Below are 19,120 nucleotides of genomic sequence, written 5' to 3' on the forward strand. Positions count from 1 at the left end.
TAAATGGGGGTATGCATTGTGGTCGATAAGGATTTCTATTTAAATAAAAGATATTTGAGGCTTTTAGGAAACAGCCTTGAATATGCAACAGCAAGGCTCGCATGGCAGGTTTCGTTAGTTGTATCTATTATATTTGCTTTTTCTTCATATAATTTTAAAACAGGAGAAATTGAGCTTGTGCCGGCTATAGTTTTTATAGTATATTTTATCGGTTCGTTTTTACAATATATAGTTTGTAAAAAAATAAAAAAAGATTTTACTAAAAATGGGAAAGTTTTAAGTACAACCATGAAATGCGGTTATATTTTTATTCCCTTTATACTTACAGGTAATTTTTTATTGTCTAATGCCGGTTTTATGCTTATAAAAAAAGAAAAAAGTATTGAATATTGTTTAGCAGTATATTCTTTTTTAATAACGTTTGTTGTTATAGTAATATCTCTTTTGAATTTGGCTAAAGAATATATTTCAAACTTTTTTTTTATAGGTATTGGTATACTTTTATTACTAGCATTATTTAATATTGTTACTATCTTATTGTCTTCAAAAATAAGTTCAGGTAATTTGGGTAAATTTACAGTTCCATTTGCGATAATTTTAATACTTTCTTCAGTTACAGGTAATTTATTTTCATTCATATTAGGTATTATGATATTGTTCAAAAAATTTCACAAAAATTCTGCAGCTAGTATAGGCTGGATAGATGTTTTAAAACGAATTTTTAGAAATTATGTATCAGTTGTAGGTTTGTTTTTTATAGTTTTTTTGATGTCCATATCAATATGCAGCTATCTTACATTTGATTATGCTTATGCAGTAGAGAATAATTATAGCACAATACAGCAAATTCCAAGTTTACAATTTCCATTTGGAACGGATGACTATGGAAGGTGTTTATTTACTAGAATTGTATTCGGTGCCAGAATCTCTCTTACAGTCGGTATAATATCTACAGGAATTCCTATTATAATCGGTTGTTTCCTTGGTGCCATATCGGGCTATTATGGGAAAAATGTAGATAATGTAATTATGAGATTACTGGATATACTTTATGCAACTCCGGGAATATTACTTGCTATTGCTATAATCGCTGCGTTTGGTTCTAATACATTCAATTTAATAATGGCTTTGTCGGTTGCATATATACCAATATATGCTCGAACAATGAGGGCTACGGTATTGACAATTTCCAATCAAGAATTTGTTGAAGCGTCAAGAGCTTGTGGAGCAAAAGATCTTAGGATAATATTTAAACATATTATTCCAAATTCACTTGCTCCTATAATAGTAAGGGCTACTTTGTCGATAGGTGCAGCTGTTCTTTCAACAAGTGCTCTTAGTTTTTTAGGACTGGGCGTAGAGCCTCATATTCCTGAATGGGGTAATATATTAAAAGCCGGAAGCAGCTTTTTGGAAACCAGTCCGCATATAGCAATTTTCCCAGGGATAGCAATAATACTGATTGTTTTAGCGTTTAATTATTTTGGTGATGGTCTTAGGGATGCTTTAGATCCTAAATTAAAATAGGTGATAGTATGGTTGATAATAAAGTAAAAGATACGGTAATAAGTATAAAAAATCTGCATGTTCATTATGTGACAGAGGATGAAATATATCGTGCTGTAAATGGTTTAAATCTTGAAATATTAAAAGGCGAAGTTGTTGGACTCGTTGGAGAAACGGGGGCAGGTAAAACAACTACGGCACTGTCTATTATGCAGCTGGTACCGGATCCGCCCGGAATAATTGTAGATGGAGAGATATACTACGATGGAAAGAACATAATAAGAAATACTGAAAAAGAAAATAGAATAGTGCGGGGAAATGGTATATCTATGATTTTTCAAGATCCTATGACCGCATTAAATCCAATTATGACAATTGGAGAGCAGCTGGAAGAAGTCGTTGAAACCCATGAAAAAATGCCGAAACAAGATATCAAAAAGAGAGTTGTAGATATGCTTGAAACAGTAGGCATTAATAAAGAGCGTTATAACGATTATCCGCATCAATTTTCCGGAGGTATGAAACAACGTGTTGTTATAGCAATGGCCTTATTGTGTAAACCTCAATTACTGATAGCTGATGAGCCTACTACGGCATTAGATGTAACAATACAAGCACAGATATTAAATATAATGCAGGATTTGATAAAAAAATTTGATATGTCTATGCTTTTGATAACTCATGATTTAGGTGTTGTTGCTGAAACTTGTAATAAAGTATGTATTATGTATGCCGGTGAAATAGTGGAAAGTGGAAATGTTGAGGATGTTTTTGAGCAACCGAAACATCCGTATACAGTCGGCCTTTTCGGTTCTATTCCAAAAATTGATGAAGATGTTGCCGAACTAAGTCCGATAAAGGGGAGCGTCTCAAATTCATCGGAACTTCCTGATGGGTGTTATTTTTATCCTAGATGTCCTTATGCTAAAGATATATGTATGAAAGAAAAACCGGGAATTAAAGGTGATAATCATATGTATAGATGCCACTTTGATATAAGCAAATTTGTTCTTAATACCGGTGAGGATAAAAATACAACTATAGATAAAATTAATATAGAAAATAAGACTGAGGTTTTAAATGATAATATTCCAAATAAAGCAAATGAAAAACCTCTCTTAGAAGTAAGAAACTTGAAGAAATATTTCCCTTTAGTAAGCGGTTATTTACATGCTGTTGATGATGTTTCATTTGCTATACCCAGGGGAAAAACTCTTGGTATAGTAGGAGAAAGCGGTTGCGGTAAATCGACTTTAGGAAGAACCGTACTAAGACTTCATGAGCCGACCGCAGGAAGTATTTTATATGATGGGATGGATATAACAAACTTTAATAGTGAAGAGATGAGAAAACTAAGACAGAATTTTCAGATTATATTTCAAGACCCATATGCCAGTTTAAATCCAAGGATGAGTGTATCTCAAATTATAGGAGAACCATTAACTATACATAAAAAATTTAGCGAAAAACAAGCTCTGCAAAAGAGAATACTTGAACTTATGTCTTTAGTCGGTTTATCTAAAAAAGCTTACAATAATTATCCTCATGAATTTGATGGCGGACGCAGACAAAGAATAGTTATTGCTAGAGCTCTAGCTATGAATCCTGAATTTATAGTATGTGATGAACCTGTTTCGGCTTTGGATGTGTCTGTTCAAGCTCAGATATTGAATCTACTTATGCAATTACAAAAGCAGATAGGCCTTACTTATATGTTTATTAGTCATGATTTGTCTGTAGTAAAACATATATCGGATGAAATTGGGGTTATGTATTTGGGACAACTTATTGAGAGAGCACCCAAAAATGAAATTTTTTATAAACCTCTCCATCCATATACTATAGCTTTACTTAGTGCAATACCGTCAATAACCGTTAACAAGAAGACTTCAAGGATATTACTTAAGGGAGAGATAGTAAGTCCAATTAACCCTAAAAAGGGGTGCCGGTTTGAAAGCAGATGTCCTTTTGCAATAGAAATATGTTCCAAGATTACTCCCTCATTGAAAAATGTCGCTTGTGATCATTTTGTAGCTTGTCATAGATGGAATGAAATAGAAAACGGTAATTGTAAATATAGTAATACCTAATAAATAAAACTGTATATTGACAGATATGTATCAATAATGTATCATTGAATGTAATATTAAAACTACTTATGTTGATAACATGGTGTAGTTATATAAATAGGGGGATTAAGATGAAAAGAAGATTATTTGGATGTGTTTTAGCTATTGCACTTTTAGCCGGTTGCGGTAGCAAAACTAGAGAAAATTCTGCTGCTGGCGGAGACGGTAAAGCTGTTGCCGGAAATAAGACTGAGACAATTAGAATATTATCTCAATCGTCATATCAGAGCAAAGCTTCAAATGTTTTACGGGATCAATTAACAAAAGCAGGCTTTAATGTAGAATTAAATACTCAGCCTGACTATTCAAGTTATTTAGTACCGCTTAAAGCCGGTGATTATGATTTGGCAATAACCGGTTGGACTACAGTTACAGGTAACCCTGATTATGCTGTGAGGTCCCTTTTTATGACCGGTGGAGATTATAATAATTTACCGGTTTCAGATGCTAAAGTCGATCAACTTATAGACAAAGCTGCAGCAGAAACGCCGGAACAATATGTTGAAACTTACAGAGAATTGGAAAATTATCTTGTATCTGAAAAAGCCTATATTGTTCCTCTTTATTCTAACTTGAGAATATTGGCTTATAACAAAGAATTGATAAAGAATAATGTTAGACATTCTAAATCACGCTCTTTGGTTTGGGAAGAATTTGAGTATAATGATTCTTCTTTAAATGAAAAACGTCCTTTGATTTTGACACAAAATACTGCAAATTTGACATCTTTATGGCCGATAAAAGGTAATGACGGCTCAATTAATCAGTTGAATACAAATATGTATGTAAGATTGGTTAATTTAACTGATGAAGATGATATTATTGCTGAGGGCTCCCTTTCATATGGTAATGTTATAGCCGAAGGAAATAAAGAGTATTATTTTTTACTTAGAGATGATGTATATTTCGCAGCCGTGGATAAAAACAAAAATGTCGTTAACACCGGTGAAAGGGTAGGGGTTGATGATGTAATATTTTCTTTAAATAATGCAAGAGACAAAAATAGTGCACCGGATCATAGGACTTTTACCTTGCATGGAAGTATGGAAAGTATAGAAGCTATAACGGATTTAAATATACTGAAGACCGGTAAAAAGTCGGGAACCAGTACATCCATATTGAGTGCTTTGCAAGAGTCTGCTCCAACATCAATAAAAACTCTGACAGCCGATAAAACTAAAGCAAATACTAAAGACGGTGTATATCAAGTAATAAGAATAATTACTAAAAGACCATTTCCGCAAGTGTTAAATTTTTTAGCTCATCAATCAGCCGGAATTACATCAGTTAAACAAGTTACAAAGGTTAATAAAGATTTAAATGTTAAGACTTATGATCCCAAGAAAGATGTAATTTATGGTGATCAATCAACAGTAACGGAAGGAAGTACATATAATAATACTTTATGGTGTTCCGGTCCATATATTCTGGTTAAAAAGAACGAATATGATATAATTTTTATGAAAAACCCCGGATATATGGTTGGTTCTAAGCATGAGCCAAGAATAAAACAGATAACCTATAAGGTTATTGCTGATAATGCCTCTGCAGTAGGAGCTTTTAGATCTGGAGAAGTTGATTTTGTTCCTGCAGTTGATGATGATAAGGTTGAGATTCTTGAAGGTGATGCAAAAGTATTGGTTTCTAAACGAAGTTCAAATTCTGTTATTTATGCAGGATTTAATTTAAAGGATGGTAGTAAGTTTAAAAATCAAAAACTTAGACAAGCTGTACTTAATGCCGTAGAACAAGAAGGTTTTATAGCCGTTTACTCGGGACTTAAGCAAAAAGCATATTCTACATTGTCCACATTGATTGATACGGGCAATGAATTAAATGTTGATTTAGAAAAGAGTAGAAAATTATTATTAGAATATCAAAATGAAAAATGATGTATAATTAAGAATACTCTTTACATCTTCCAAAGGGCTTGTAGTCCTTTGGAAGATCCGGTTTGTTAGAAACGGTTTTTTCAGCATTGACATGTCCGAGACTTTAAAGTATTATTATAAAGAAAAAGAAACTTATATAAAGGAGTTTTTATGAATAAAGTCAAGCTAATCGGTATTGTAAAAGCTGCCGTGATAACAGCTCTTTTGGTTATTTGTATCGGCTGCCGATCCTTGCCCGGGTCGGACGAAGTCATTAAAGGAAACGGAAAGATGGAAACTAAATCATTCCCTGAAAGCGATTTTAATGCTGTTTGCATCAAGGGTGGTTGGACTGCCGATATAAGGTATAGCGAAACCTTTTCCATTCAAATTGAAACGGATGAAAATATTTTCCCCTATTTGGATATATCTCTTACAGGTACCACTCTTAACATCGGTTTTAAGTCTGGATACAGATACGGCATATCACCGACTCGCCGTAAAGTCTTTATTACAATGCCTTCTTTAATAAAGTTGCAGACGTTCGGTTCACTTACCAGTACCATTTCATCATTCAATATGCCTAAAGATTCAATGTCGATAGATATATCAGGCAGCGGTAATATTACCGCACGCGATATTATGGTAAACACTCTAAAAGTGGACGTATCCGGCTCAGGCGATTTTTCCGCAACGGGAAAAGCCGAAAATATGATAGCGGATATCTCCGGTTCAGGGGATATAAAAACAACCGATTTTGAAACCGAAAAGGCGGATATTTCAATTTCAGGCTCCGGTTCTGCAAAAGTATGGGTTACACGGCATTTAAAAGCCGATATCCGTGGCTCCGGTTCCGTCCGTTATAAGGGTAATCCTGCAATTGAAATAAAAAGCTCAGGCAGCGGCCGCATATCTTCTCTTTAAAAAGTTATGAAGGCTTATTTTTGACAATGCAGATGGCATTGTCAAAAAACGCTGTCGAGTTTGCCTTTCGACAAACATCGCTTTATTGTATGCCGTTTCTCACTGACGTTACGCAACGGCGAATTGAACAGCTTCCAAAATTGATATTTTGTTCAGCTGTTCAATTTTAAGGAAGGATTTTATATAGGATGAAAAAAGAAAACCAAGAACATCTCCCTGTTATTTTATGAAGCTCACTGAAGAAAAATGGCTTTCAGAACGCTTCGGCGAGGAATATAAGGCTTATAGTAAACAGGTCAACCGCTTTATTCCGTGGAGAAAAATACATAACTAATTGCTGATGGATAATGCGATAATTGGTAATTCGATTGGGTGGATACCATGTGTAAAGAATGCTATGTAAACGAAAACAGAATTACCCCATTACTGAATCCCGTAGATTGCTTGGAAAATCATACGCAATATATCTGCGGAACCTGCGGCCGATGTATTTGTATTGAACATGATCCGCAACGGGGTTTGCAAAGATGGAATTTCCCGTTTAAATCATTGGAAATTGCAAAACTCTATTTGCGTACTGCGGATTATACCGAAAAAAAGGCCTGCGGTATCTACGAAATAGAAAACAGCAAGGGTAAAAAATCATATAAAATTTTTCCGTCTTATGACGATCTGCTTTTATTTTTGAAAAAGAATAAAGACAAACAATGCAAACAAACTGCACCTCTTTTTACTGTTGGGAAATATAAAGAATATCCGCACACACAGATACGTATGTTGACTCCTGCCGAAGTAAAAAAATACATGAGTGAGCGTGAATGTGGAATAAATTTTATGGAAGGTACTGATTTTGAATGAGTATATAAAAAATCCTTATACCAAAAACGGAAAAACGTTATTGTTTACTTGCCAAGATAAAAGGTCGCTGGATATTCTGGAAAAAACGGGGCTTTTTCTTAATAAAAGAATATACATAGAAGAACACCTTGCTGGTATCTCATCTCTTATGCTTAAATGTTATGACTGGTTCATAAAAGAATCGTCCAAGCGCATAAAAAAGCCCGATTATGCCGATTATCATATCTGGTGCTCTGTGAGTGCAAAAAGTTGTATGCGCCCGGAAGAAGGCAATGTTGCCTACATTTTGGAGGTCCCCAACGAAGAAATCTTGTACTTCAGCGGGTTTAAATGGGACTACGTGTTAAATCTGCACTATGTTCCTGAAAACGAAGCAGACCTTGCCGCCTACGAAGAAGACATAAAACAAAAAGGTTTTAAAAATTCCTATGAATTCATTATATGGAAGATATGCACGGATGTTCTCCGATGAAGAAAAACGGGTACGGGACAGCTGGCTCAGAGTTTTTGATATAGACGATTGGAATATCTTTGATGTGCAGGCAAATATCTGGCACATAAAAAAAGAATGGGTTAAACAGGTCATCAGGCCGGGTGAAAGAATCCCCAAATGTTTCGTCTTGGATTAAAGAGATATCTTTGTGTTAATACACTGGTATGGGCGGTCTCTTGACTATACCTCACAAATGATATAAAGTAATTTGCACAAGGAGTCTTTAATGCGCATAATCTACGAAACTAATGGCTTAGGCTTTCTTGGTTGGATAACTGATTTACCCGGGGCTTATATTCGCGGGAAGACACTGGAAGAGGCTAGGGGGAAAGTCAATAAAGAAATAGCTTTATGTACTGAATGGCTTAATTTTGAAAAAGCTGTCGATATGCAAATAAATGAAGAAATAAAAAAATCCGATTTACACATTGAAGATGCCGATTCGGATATTATATTTGATTCGGAGCTAATCGATTTTGATAAGCAAGACGATTTTCTTTTTTGGTGTGATAAAGTTTTACTTTCCGGGACAAAAACCGAAGAAATATATAAAAGAATGAAGAATAAATCGCTAATTGACATTACGATGAAGCGGAAAACTTTTTACGGTGATGTGTATTGTACAATTAACGATCAATATCGTCACATTGTTAATGTTCAAAACTACTATTTGAATCAAATCGGTACTGAAATGAATATAGCCGATGAGTTCCGGCTCAATCGTATGGAATTTATAGAAAAGCTAAAGGAAAAATATCTAAAAGATGGCAATAAGCTGTATCGCAATGAGAGTGAGGATTGGACGGTTAAAAAAGTAATTCGTAGAACTATTTGGCATGACCGTATTCATATCAGAGCGATAGAAAGAATGGAAAAACGCTTAAGCGGATGACTTGAGGTAATAGCTCCATTATTACCTCGAATATCATAAAATATAAGGAGGGAAAAATTATGGATTTAAGTTTTAGGTTATCAAAAGATGCAGAGTATATCGCATTAATGAGTAAAGATGTGCAAGAGCTTCATTATAGATTGTATCCTGAGTATTTTAAACCTTTTTCATATGATGAAATATTAAACTTTTTTAAAAAGCAATTACAAGAAGAAAATTGGTTTTGCTATATTGTCTCTTGTGACGGAAAAGATGCCGGTTATGCTTTATTTTATATTCGGGATTATCAAGAAAATCCTTTTAGAAAAGCCTATAGAGGAATACATATCGATCAAATCGGCATAGCGCCTGAATACAGACAAAAGGGAATCGGTAAGGCCCTTATGAAAGAAATTGAAAAAATTGCCGTTAAAGAAAAAGCCTCGCAAATCGAGTTGACTCATTGGGAGCTGAACGAAGATGCAAAGTGTTTCTATGAGAATATTGGCTTTGATACGTATATCAGATTTGTTGTTAAAAAAATATAAAGCCCTCCAATTAATAAAGCCTTGATTTTATCTGAAAAAAGACATACAATAAATATAGAGTAGTATGAATATATAAGAAGGAGGTAGAAGCTTGGTTATTTCAAAAGAAGAAGTCAAGGATTCCGTAATAAGACGCTTAAAGAGAAATTTCAGTAAAAGCCTTGATAAGGCTACCCGCCGGGAGATTTATGATGCCGTCGCCAGTACGGTTATGGAGCTTATTCAATCTAACTGGATTAAGACTATGAATGCTCAAGAGAAAACCGGCGTTAGAAGGATGTATTATCTTTCAGCCGAATTTTTGATGGGGCGAGCCTTAATCAATAATATAAACAATATGGGCATTCGAAAAACCATTGAAGAAATTGCAGATGAAATCTCCGAACCTCTTTCGATTATCGAGGATGAAGAGCCGGATGCCGGTTTGGGAAACGGAGGCTTGGGAAGACTCGCTGCATGTTTTTTGGATTCTCTTGCAACCATGAACTATCCGGGGCACGGCTACGGCATCCGCTATAAGTATGGAATGTTTGAGCAAAGAATCGAAAACGGCTATCAGGTAGAATATCCCGACCGCTGGCTTTTTGCCCGAGACCCTTGGGAGGTACGCCGCTCCGATTTGAGCGTTAAGGTCTACTTTGGGGGAACTCCTTCTTCCCGAACATCCGAGAGCGGGAGACTCTATTATGATCTAAACGGAGCAGAAGAAATTATTGCCACCCCTTATGATATGCCGATTGTCGGTTACGGTACGGACACGGTAAACACCCTCCGCCTTTGGGAAGCTTCTTCCGATGACGGCTTTGACCTTCCGCTTTTTAACAGCATGGAATACAACAGGGCTTTTCAAAAACAGATAGATGCCGAGAGCATTTCCTGTATTCTATATCCCAATGATTCGGGCCCGCCCGGAATGAATTTACGCTTAAAACAGCAATACTTTTTTACTTCTGCAAGTTTACAGGATATTATACGCTCCTTTATACATAGAGAAGGTACGGATTTTACCAAGCTGCCCGACTATGTTGTGATTCAATTAAACGATACCCATCCCGTTGTGGGAATCCCCGAGCTTATGCGTATTTTGATGGACGATTATCATCTTGAATGGGATGCTACTTGGGATATTACAAAGAAGGTTTTTGCTTACACAAATCACACAATTTTAGCGGAGGCCTTGGAAAAATGGCCGATAGATGTTTTTCAAAAACTTCTGCCTAGGATTTATCAAATCGTTGAAGAAATAAACAGGCGCTTTTTGGCAAAGCTTTACGAAAAATATCCGGGCGATTGGAAAAAGCACAACAATATGGCGATTATGGCTGACGGAAAGATTCACATGGCTCGTCTTGCCATAGCCGGAGCCTTTTCGGTAAACGGAGTTGCTGCTCTTCATACAGAAATCCTAAAGCACAAAGAGCTTGCCGATTTTTATGACCTCTATCCCCATAAGTTTAACAATAAGACCAACGGAGTAACTCAACGGCGTTGGCTTTTAACGGCCAATCCTCTGCTTTCCGAGTTTATCACAAAATACATAGGCGGCGGTTGGGTAACTAATTTGAATGAATTAAAAAAGCTTGAAGCCTTTATAGATAACGAAGAATTTTTAGAAGGTTTTATCGAGGTTAAACATAAAAATAAAATCAGGCTTGCCGAATATCTTGAAAAAAATCAGGGCATATTTGTCAACCCCGATTCTATCTATGATGTTCAAATCAAACGCCTCCACGAATACAAAAGGCAGTTACTGAATATTCTTCATATAATGACCCTTTATAATAGAATTATCAATGACCCGTCCTATGACCCTATTCCTCGAACCTTTATCTTCGGAGCAAAAGCTGCGGCAGCTTATAGGCGTGCAAAGGAAATAATAAAGCTTATCAACACAGTTGCCGACAGAATAAATAACGACCACAGGGTTGCCGGAAAATTAAGAGTTGTCTTTGTTGAAAACTACCGCGTGTCTGCTGCGGAAAAAATCTTCCCTGCTGCCGATATTTCGGAGCAAATTTCTACTGCCGGAAAAGAAGCCTCCGGTACGGGCAATATGAAATTTATGATTAACGGAGCCGTAACCATCGGTACCCTTGACGGGGCTAATATTGAAATTATCGAAGAAGCCGGAGCAGAAAATGAATTTATCTTCGGGCTTAAGGCTGAAGAGATTTTAAAGATGGATAAGGAAAACACCTATAATCCGAGAGAATATCTTGCAGCAAATCCTGAACTGGAAAAGGCTGTCAATCAGCTTATTGACGGGACCTATACCTTGCCGGGAGAACAAACATTTAGAGGTCTTTACGATTCTTTGATTTACGGTGTTGAAGGACAGAGGCCCGATACTTATTATATTCTTGCCGATTTTAAGAGCTATCAAAAAGCTCACGAGCAGATTATAAGCGAGTATTATCACCGCCATGCTTGGGCAAAAAAATGTATTTTAAATATAGCCCGCTCCGGAAAATTCAGTTCGGACAGGACTATTCAAAACTATGTTGATGAAATTTGGAGACTGGAAAGAATAAATGTCAATCAATAAAACAAAAAAGTATGATTTTGAAAATACCCTTCCGCGAAAGAACATAGGTTCCGCTAAGTGGGAGCTTATGTACCAATGGAAACATGATGTTTCGGACGGCATAATTCCGCTTTCGGTGGCCGATATGGAATTTAAAAACCCACCCGAAATAACTGAAGGCTTAAAAAGTTATCTCGATAGATTGATTTTGGGCTATTCTACGCGGTATGCCGATTATGACAATGCCGTAATAAATTGGCTTAAGCGTAAGCATGATTACTCCGTAAGTGCCGAAATGATTCTTCAGACGCCCGGTATTGTAAATGCTTTTTTTGCTGCAGTAAATGCCTTTACCGAAAAAGGAGACGGTGTAATAATTATGAGGCCGGTATATTATCCCTTTTCTATGGCAATCGAAATGAATGAGCGGGAGCTTGTAAATTGCCCTCTTCTATGCGATAAGGACAACTATTATACAATAGATTATGAGAAATTTGAAAAGCTTGCAAAGCAGCCTAAAAATAAACTTTTAATCTTTTGCTCTCCTCATAACCCTGTGGGCCGTGTATGGAAAAAAGAGGAATTAAAAAAACTTGCCGAAATAGCCTTAGAAAATAATGTTATAGTTTTTTCCGATGAAATATGGAACGATATTATAATGCCCGGCTATAAACACACTCTTATGGCAAGTATTTCAAAAGAAATAGGTGCAAATACCATGACTGCGACTGCTCCTTCAAAAACCTTCAACGTTGCAGGGCTTGCTACATCAAATATAATTGTCGAAAATGAGACTCTTAGAAAAAAATATGATGAAATGCTTCAGAGGATGAAATCTTCAAGTGTAAATGTTCTCGGGTTTAAAGCCTGCGAAATAGCTTATACCCAATGTGATAAATGGCTTGAGGAACTTCTTCAAGTTCTTGATACTAATCAAAGGCTTGTTAAAAACTATTTTGATTCCAATTTTCCCATGCTTAAAAGCCGTTTCATTGAAGGTACTTATCTTCAATGGATTGATTTTAGAGCCCTCGGAATGGATAACCAAACTTTGGAAAATTTTATGCACAATGAAGCCCAATTTTTTACGGATGAAGGCTATGTTTTCGGATCTGAAGGAGACGGCTTTGAAAGAATCAATGTCGGCTGTCCTACTAAAATTTTAAAGCAGCATTTGGAGATGCTCGGTGATGCATTAAAGAAAAGATTGTTATCATTATGACAAGATGGGAGTTATGATAAACAGTTCGGCAGAAATTCAGCCTCACTGTTTATCTGACGAGTTTTGTACATAGGGTACAAAACATCGCATTATTGTATGTAGTTTTGCATAAAGCAAAACTACTTGAAAAAACTTTTTTCAGGATTTGATTCGCTATCCGCTTTAGCGGATACGATGAAAAATTTCCTTGCAGAGCAGAGCCGCAAGGCTATGATAATCCTTACAAAAAGTTTTTATGGGAGTTTATATGTCTGAAAAAAAATTATCTTATTCTATGATTTTTTTGGCTATTGCCGTGATGTCTACAGTTTTAGGGCTTGTATGTATTTTTAACCCTGACAGTATAACAAGAATTATTGTGACTATTGTCGGTATTTCGTTAATCGTTTACGGACTTGTTGAAATTTATCAGTTTCTTTCGATTAAAATGAATACCTTTTTGGTATTGGGTATCATTCTTATAGGACTGGGGCTTTTTTGTCTGGTAAATCCAAGCGCCGTTCTTGGTCTTATCGGCCTAGTGCTCGGACTATTTTTGGTTTGCCTTGGGGCCGTTGAGGTCAAAAAGTCATTCGATCTAAAAAGATTCGGTGTGAAGCTGTGGTGGCTTTGGCTTATCTTTGCCGGGATTGTATGCCTAATAGGGCTTTCCGGGCTTTTTAATCTTGCAAGCATTTCAGGCCTCTTTGCAAGTCTGATAGGTTTCGGCTTTTTGATAAACGGAGTAAGCAGTATTTGGCTTTTCTTTGTATTGAAGAAAAGGAGCTGATTTTTATATTATCGCTTCTTGCCAAATTTCCCGTTTTTTGGTATACTCACCCCTCCTATGAATGAATTTACTGAAGGTCTTAATCCCGAACAGTTTAAAGCCGTTACTACGATTAAGGGGCCGGTGCTTATAATAGCGGGAGCCGGTTCGGGGAAAACACGCGTTATCACTTTTAGAATTGCACACATGCTCGACAAGGGGATTCCCCAGTCTCAGATTTTGGCTCTTACCTTTACCAATAAGGCTGCCAAGGAAATGGAGGAAAGGATAAAAGAGCTTACCGGCAAAAAACTTCAAAACCTGACTGTCAGTACATTTCACGCCTTTGGAGTTAAGGTTCTGCGTTCCCATATCGACAAAATAGGCTGGAGAAGTAATTTCAGTATTTATGATGAAACCGACCGCAATCAGTTGATTAAAGAATGCGGAAGAGAACTTAAATTCTCGGCAGATGCCTTGGATGTTTATAAGGTAGGTATTCTTTTTTCCAATATCAAAATGGGAAGAAAGGATTGGACAAACGAGCATGATTCGTACAAGGCGCTTTATAAAGAATATCAGGATGGGCTTAAACTTTATAATGCAGTAGACTTTGACGACCTTATAATGCTTCCAATAAAAATTTTTAAAGAACACCCCGAAGTCTTGGCGGAGTACCGCGAAAGATACCGATATATAATGGTTGATGAATTTCAGGATACCAGCACACAGCAATATAATTTTATGAAGCTCATTGCCGACAAAAATATCTGCGTAGTAGGCGATGACGATCAATCTATTTATTCTTGGCGAGGTGCCAGTTTTGAAAATATCCGCAACTTTGAAAAAGACTTTCCCGAAATGATTGAAATAAAACTTGAACAAAACTATCGTTCAACAGGGACAATTTTGGCTGCCGCAAACGGCGTAATTTCTCATAATGTAAACCGCAAGGTAAAAGCTCTTTGGTCAGAAAAAGATTCAGGCCGCCCTATCGAAATTTTTATTCCCGAAAACGAGGCGGCGGAAGCCGATTTTATTTCGGACATGATTTTAAGCTTAAAGCAAAGAGAAGGTTTTAAGTATTCCGACTTCGGAGTTTTAATTCGTGCCAATAGTTTAAGCCGCCCCTTGGAAGAATCCTTTTTGGAAGTAAACATTCCATATAGAATGTCGGGGGGTACAAGTTTTTTTCAGCGCAAAGAAATAAAAGATCTTATAAGCTATCTGCGTGTTGTTGCAAACCCCGACGATGATGTAAACCTCTTGCGCATTATTAACACACCGAGGCGGGGCATAGGCAAAAAAACTCTTGAAACCCTTTCCGTTCTTGCAACGGAAAATTCTTGTTCAATGCGGACTTCAATCCGCCTTCTTCTTGAAAACCCGCCTGAAGATATGAGGGGAAAAAGCATCGAAGATTTAAAAGAATTTGCCGAGCTTATAAGCACACACCGCACCCAGCTTCTTTCGGGGAAGGGTCTTGCTCAAAAGGTTAGAAAACTTTTGGACGACATCGCCTATAACGAATACCTTATTACCGAATACCAAAAAAGCGAAAAGGCAGCTCAATTTAAAATGATGAATATCGAAAGTTTTTTGCACTCGATGGACGATTGGGAAAACAATCCCGACAACTTGGACGGAAGTCTCTACGATTATCTTAACCGCATTACTCTTTTAACCCGCGATGATACTGAAGAAGAAAAAGGCGAAGTAAATATTATGACCATTCATTCTTCAAAGGGCTTGGAGTTTCCTGTGGTCTTTATTGCGGGAGCGGAAGACGGCCTTATTCCCCATGCAAGGAGTGTCGAAGAAAATGACGGAGATGTCGAAGAAGAACGCCGCCTTTTCTATGTGGCCATTACCAGAGCCCAACAAAAACTTTTTATTACAAGCTGCAGGCAAAGACGGAAACAGGGCGGCATAACCGAATGTGCCCCATCTCCTTTTTTGGATGAGATTCCTGCGGACCTCGTCGAATACCACGAGCCCGATGCCCAAGCCGAAGAAGAACGCATCGCCGATATCTTCAGCCAGATGAAAAAAAAGTTTTCGATGTAGGGGAGAACAATCTACGCGGTTCTGGTCTGCGATATAATCACAACATATTTTTTTGGCAAGGTGGGAACATTTTTATAAGCAGAAACTTTTGTATAAGAAACGATGAAAATTCAAGCCAAAAGCCGTCAATCTTAGCCAATCTTTTAGCTGTTTTTAAGACAAAAATCTATCGCTGTTGTAAAATCTTCACACAAATAAGGGAAAGTTTTACTATATGCAAAAGATTAAAACCGCTGTTGATGTTAGAACGCTTCTTTTTTTAGACATAGTGATTATGGTTTTTATGCTGATTTCCGGAAAGGCGGAGGTAACGCTCTGCTCTTTTATCATTGCGGCGGCAGTGCCGGTCATAACGGAATTAAACCTGTTCGGAAACTTCAGTTTCAGAACAGGCTGCCTTAAAATGCGATGTTCTAAATCGTGCTATTTGCACGATTTAGAACTCGTCGACCTGTTCGATAATGCAAGTTATCGAACAGGTCTATTATACGGTGTCTTGTTGTGCTACACTGTTTTGTTTGCGGGACTTTTTTCCTATTATCAACTGATTTTGCATTTGAATGTTCCGATGTTTCAATCTGCGGTTTTTTCCGTCATCGGAATAGTCGCTTTTATCGTGCAGAGGATTATTCCCTTTATGCTGCTGGGAACGGTAATTCAAAAGCAAAAAAATATTTCGGAAATTACAATGGCGCTCGACCGTATGCGGCTGCCGCGAGGCGTTATCCTCAGCATAGCGGTAATGTTCCGTTATTTTCCTGCAATAAAAGATGATTTTCTGGTTATTATCGATGCGATGAAACTGAAAGGTCTATACACTTCAAAATGTGCGGCTATGCTCCATCCGATACGGACGATGGAATTTATAATCGTGCCGATGTTGTTTAAAAGCCTAAAGACTGCGGAAGAGCTTTCCTGTGCAGCCTTGGTTAAGGGAATTGAAAACACCGATAAAAAAACATCGTACTTTGATGTCAAACTTCGTCCGATAGATGCCGTGTTTTCGCTTGCTGCAATCATAGTGTTGACGGCAAGTATGTACGCAAAATTATTTTGAATGAGAGCCTCGCGTATGATCAATCTGAACGATGTAAGCTATAAGTATAACGGTGCGGCGGTGCAGGTAATTCAGAACTTATCCTTGTCTATCAAAAAAGGAGAACTGGTTGTTATTACCGGAAAAAGCGGCTGCGGAAAAACAACTGTCTTCCGCTGTATGAACGGACTGTGTCCCCGTTTTTATGAAGGAGAAATAAACGGAAGTCTTACATTAAACGGCAAAGTTCTTTCGTCGATGCGTATATGCGATATATCAAACATTGCAGCGTCCGTTTTTCAAAATCCTGAAAGCCAGTTTTTTACCACCGATGTGCTTTCCGACCTTGTATATCCGTGCGAAAATTACGGTATAGAAAAAGAAGAAATACAAGAGCGGCTGAACCGTGTTACAAAACTGTTATCGCTGGAACCGCTTTTAAACAGAAAGCTTTCGGAACTCTCCGGAGGTGAAAAACAAAAAATTGCAATCGCTTCGGTTTTAATGTTGGACACGCGTGTTGTGCTGATGGACGAGCCGTCTTCCAATCTCGATTATCAATCCGTCGAATTGCTTACACAAATACTTGCACAGCTAAAATCAAAAGGTTATACGATACTCATCATCGAACACCGGCTTCATTATTTAGCGGAGCTCTGCGACCGGCTCATCGTAATGGAAAACGGGTCCATAGTACGGGAATATGAAAAAGATTCGTTATGCACTATCGGTAATGATGAGTTCCACAAACAGGGACTTCGCGGCTTGCATTTATTTCAAAACACCATCGATATTCCGTACAGTCAAAAGCCTCAGAAGAAAAGCGAAGCGTTGGTTGTACTGCACGATATTCATTTTGCCTATCGGAAAAACACTGAGGTTTTAAAAGGAATACATCTTTCAATCTATCCCGGAGACAAGATCGCTTTAATCGGTAAAAACGGCTGCGGAAAAACAACGCTGGGGAAAATCCTGTGCGGATTAAAAAAGGAACAGAGCGGTACCGTTTTGTTGGACGGAAGAGCATTCCCTGCAAGGGTGCGCAGTAAGACCGCCGGATATGTGATGCAAAATGTAGACTTTCAGCTTTTTGGGTGCAGCGTCTATGATGATTTATTGCTCGGTAACGAAGCACTGCCCGACAAAGAAAACCGAATACAAACAGTGCTTGAAAAGCTCAGTCTTTCGGCCTTGCAAGAACAACACCCGACAACACTATCGATGGGACAAAAACAGCGCTTGGTAGTCGCCGCATCATTTTTGCAAAATAAGCGGCTCACTATTTTTGACGAACCGACAAGCGGTTTGGATTACGGCAGTATGCAAAATGTCTGTGCGTTAATCGATTCGATAACGGGCAAGACAAACGCCTCCGTTATTATCACGCATGATTATGAGTTCATTTTAAACACCTGCAATAGAGCGGTTCTTTTGGAAGACGGACGGATAGCCGAAGACTTAGCTTTGGTTGCTAAAATAGCGCAACCAAAGTTAAATGACGAGTTTGCTTATCGCAAACATCGCCTATTAAACGTATGCGCTGACGCGCATGAATGCAACGGCCTCAAAAATTCACATTTTGTTCAGCCGTTGCATTGTAAGGAAGATTTTAAATTTAACGGTTCGATGCAGTTGGAATATATTTTTAAAGAGAGGTTATAAAGGTATGGAAACAAAAACCAATCACTGGAAAATCAGTCACTTTGTTTTAATCGGTTTAATGGCAGCAATTTATGCAGCCGTTATTTATGGGGTCGGAATGTTGACAGCCGTTACTATCCCCGTTATGCATGTGTTTGCGCCCGGTATGACGGGACTTTTGATGGGGCCTATCGTTCTTTTTGTTGTAAAGACTGTGCGGAGATTCGGCGTGTTGACGCTGCTTGCAGGTTTAGGCGTTGCGCTTTTTACGCTGACCGGAATGGGAAGTATTAATTGTCTGATTTTTGTTGTCATTGCGGGTTTGATAGCCGATGTGATTATCGCAAAAACAGGATTCAAAACGCTTTCGGTCGGTATCGGTCACGGACTGACGCAGGCTGCATATTTTACCGGAGGCGTGTTCCCTTTCCTTTTCTTTTTGGAACGGGAATTGGCAAAGTGGCAGGAAATGGGAATGAGCCGGGAAGAGATACTTGAATATGTGAAATATTTTACCGGAACCTTCGCCGTTATCGGCATAGTATCCGCTATCGTTTTCGGTATTGCAGGCGTCTATATCGGAAAGCTCATCTTAAAACGCCATTTTAAGGAGCGGTAAAACCGTAGATGATTACGAGATAGTCGAGGCAGGTTTTGTAAAGCCGGTTATGAGCAAAAGTTT

The 19,120-nt window shown here is 37.7% G+C and carries 15 protein-coding genes and 2 pseudogenes; all 17 read left to right on the top strand.

Going from position 1 to position 19,120, the window contains the following annotated elements; genetic code table 11:
* Positions 1-18: 18 nt before the first annotated feature.
* The 17 genes and pseudogenes from E4N80_RS01450 (at position 19) to E4N80_RS01530 (ending at position 19,057) form a co-directional block, all read left to right on the top strand.
* Positions 19-1,527, top strand: a complete 1,509-nt coding sequence (locus E4N80_RS01450) for an ABC transporter permease (RefSeq protein WP_253699847.1) — start codon at positions 19-21, stop codon at positions 1,525-1,527.
* 8 nt (positions 1,528-1,535) lie between these two features.
* Positions 1,536-3,596, top strand: a complete 2,061-nt coding sequence (locus E4N80_RS12950; protein WP_366797097.1) for an ABC transporter ATP-binding protein — start codon at positions 1,536-1,538, stop codon at positions 3,594-3,596.
* A 110-nt stretch (positions 3,597-3,706) separates the two neighbouring features.
* Positions 3,707-5,527 carry an ABC transporter substrate-binding protein gene (locus E4N80_RS01465; RefSeq protein ID WP_253699849.1) on the top strand — a complete coding sequence of 607 codons (1,821 nt, stop codon included), beginning with the start codon at positions 3,707-3,709 and terminating at the stop codon, positions 5,525-5,527.
* A 150-nt stretch (positions 5,528-5,677) separates the two neighbouring features.
* Complete coding sequence (locus tag E4N80_RS01470) at positions 5,678-6,430, top strand: head GIN domain-containing protein (RefSeq protein ID WP_253699851.1); 753 nt, start codon at positions 5,678-5,680, stop codon at positions 6,428-6,430.
* Between the two features lie 223 nt (positions 6,431-6,653).
* Positions 6,654-6,764, top strand: a pseudogene (locus E4N80_RS12955) (methyltransferase family protein); the annotation flags it as partial.
* 47 nt (positions 6,765-6,811) lie between these two features.
* A complete protein-coding gene (locus E4N80_RS01475) occupies positions 6,812-7,288 on the top strand; it encodes a hypothetical protein (RefSeq protein ID WP_253699853.1) in 477 nt (158 codons plus the stop codon).
* Entirely contained in the window at positions 7,281-7,760 is a 480-nt protein-coding gene (locus E4N80_RS01480) for a DUF3841 domain-containing protein (protein WP_253699855.1), read from the top strand. The genes E4N80_RS01475 and E4N80_RS01480 overlap by 8 nt, the downstream gene beginning before the upstream one ends.
* Positions 7,747-7,917, top strand: coding sequence for a DUF3841 domain-containing protein (locus E4N80_RS01485; protein WP_253699857.1), 171 nt, complete (start codon positions 7,747-7,749; stop codon positions 7,915-7,917). The genes E4N80_RS01480 and E4N80_RS01485 overlap by 14 nt, the downstream gene beginning before the upstream one ends.
* A gap of 90 nt (positions 7,918-8,007) precedes the next feature.
* Positions 8,008-8,673 (top strand): hypothetical protein, encoded by a 666-nt coding sequence (locus tag E4N80_RS01490; RefSeq protein WP_253699859.1) that lies wholly within the window; start codon positions 8,008-8,010, stop codon positions 8,671-8,673.
* Between the two features lie 59 nt (positions 8,674-8,732).
* Complete coding sequence (locus E4N80_RS01495; protein WP_253699862.1) at positions 8,733-9,200, top strand: GNAT family N-acetyltransferase; 468 nt, start codon at positions 8,733-8,735, stop codon at positions 9,198-9,200.
* Between the two features lie 91 nt (positions 9,201-9,291).
* Positions 9,292-11,745 (top strand): glycogen/starch/alpha-glucan phosphorylase, encoded by a 2,454-nt coding sequence (locus E4N80_RS01500; protein ID WP_253699864.1) that lies wholly within the window; start codon positions 9,292-9,294, stop codon positions 11,743-11,745.
* Complete coding sequence (locus E4N80_RS01505) at positions 11,732-12,946, top strand: MalY/PatB family protein (protein ID WP_253699866.1); 1,215 nt, start codon at positions 11,732-11,734, stop codon at positions 12,944-12,946. Before E4N80_RS01500 ends, E4N80_RS01505 begins: the two co-directional genes overlap by 14 nt.
* Positions 12,947-13,193: 247 nt before the next feature.
* A complete protein-coding gene (locus E4N80_RS01510) occupies positions 13,194-13,715 on the top strand; it encodes a DUF308 domain-containing protein (protein WP_253699868.1) in 522 nt (173 codons plus the stop codon).
* Positions 13,716-13,772: 57 nt separating this feature from the next.
* On the top strand, positions 13,773-15,761 hold the full coding sequence (locus E4N80_RS01515) for an ATP-dependent helicase (protein WP_253699870.1): 1,989 nt from the start codon (positions 13,773-13,775) through the stop codon (positions 15,759-15,761).
* 214 nt (positions 15,762-15,975) lie between these two features.
* A complete protein-coding gene (locus E4N80_RS01520; RefSeq protein WP_253699872.1) occupies positions 15,976-16,818 on the top strand; it encodes an energy-coupling factor transporter transmembrane component T in 843 nt (280 codons plus the stop codon).
* A 15-nt stretch (positions 16,819-16,833) separates the two neighbouring features.
* Positions 16,834-18,255 (top strand): annotated as a pseudogene (locus tag E4N80_RS01525) (ABC transporter ATP-binding protein); the annotation flags it as partial.
* A 208-nt stretch (positions 18,256-18,463) separates the two neighbouring features.
* Positions 18,464-19,057, top strand: coding sequence for an MptD family putative ECF transporter S component (locus E4N80_RS01530; protein WP_253699874.1), 594 nt, complete (start codon positions 18,464-18,466; stop codon positions 19,055-19,057).
* Positions 19,058-19,120 lie beyond the last annotated feature (63 nt).

This window comes from Treponema denticola (assembly GCF_024181605.1).
GTDB classification, from domain to species: Bacteria; Spirochaetota; Spirochaetia; order Treponematales; family Treponemataceae; genus Treponema_B; species Treponema_B denticola_B.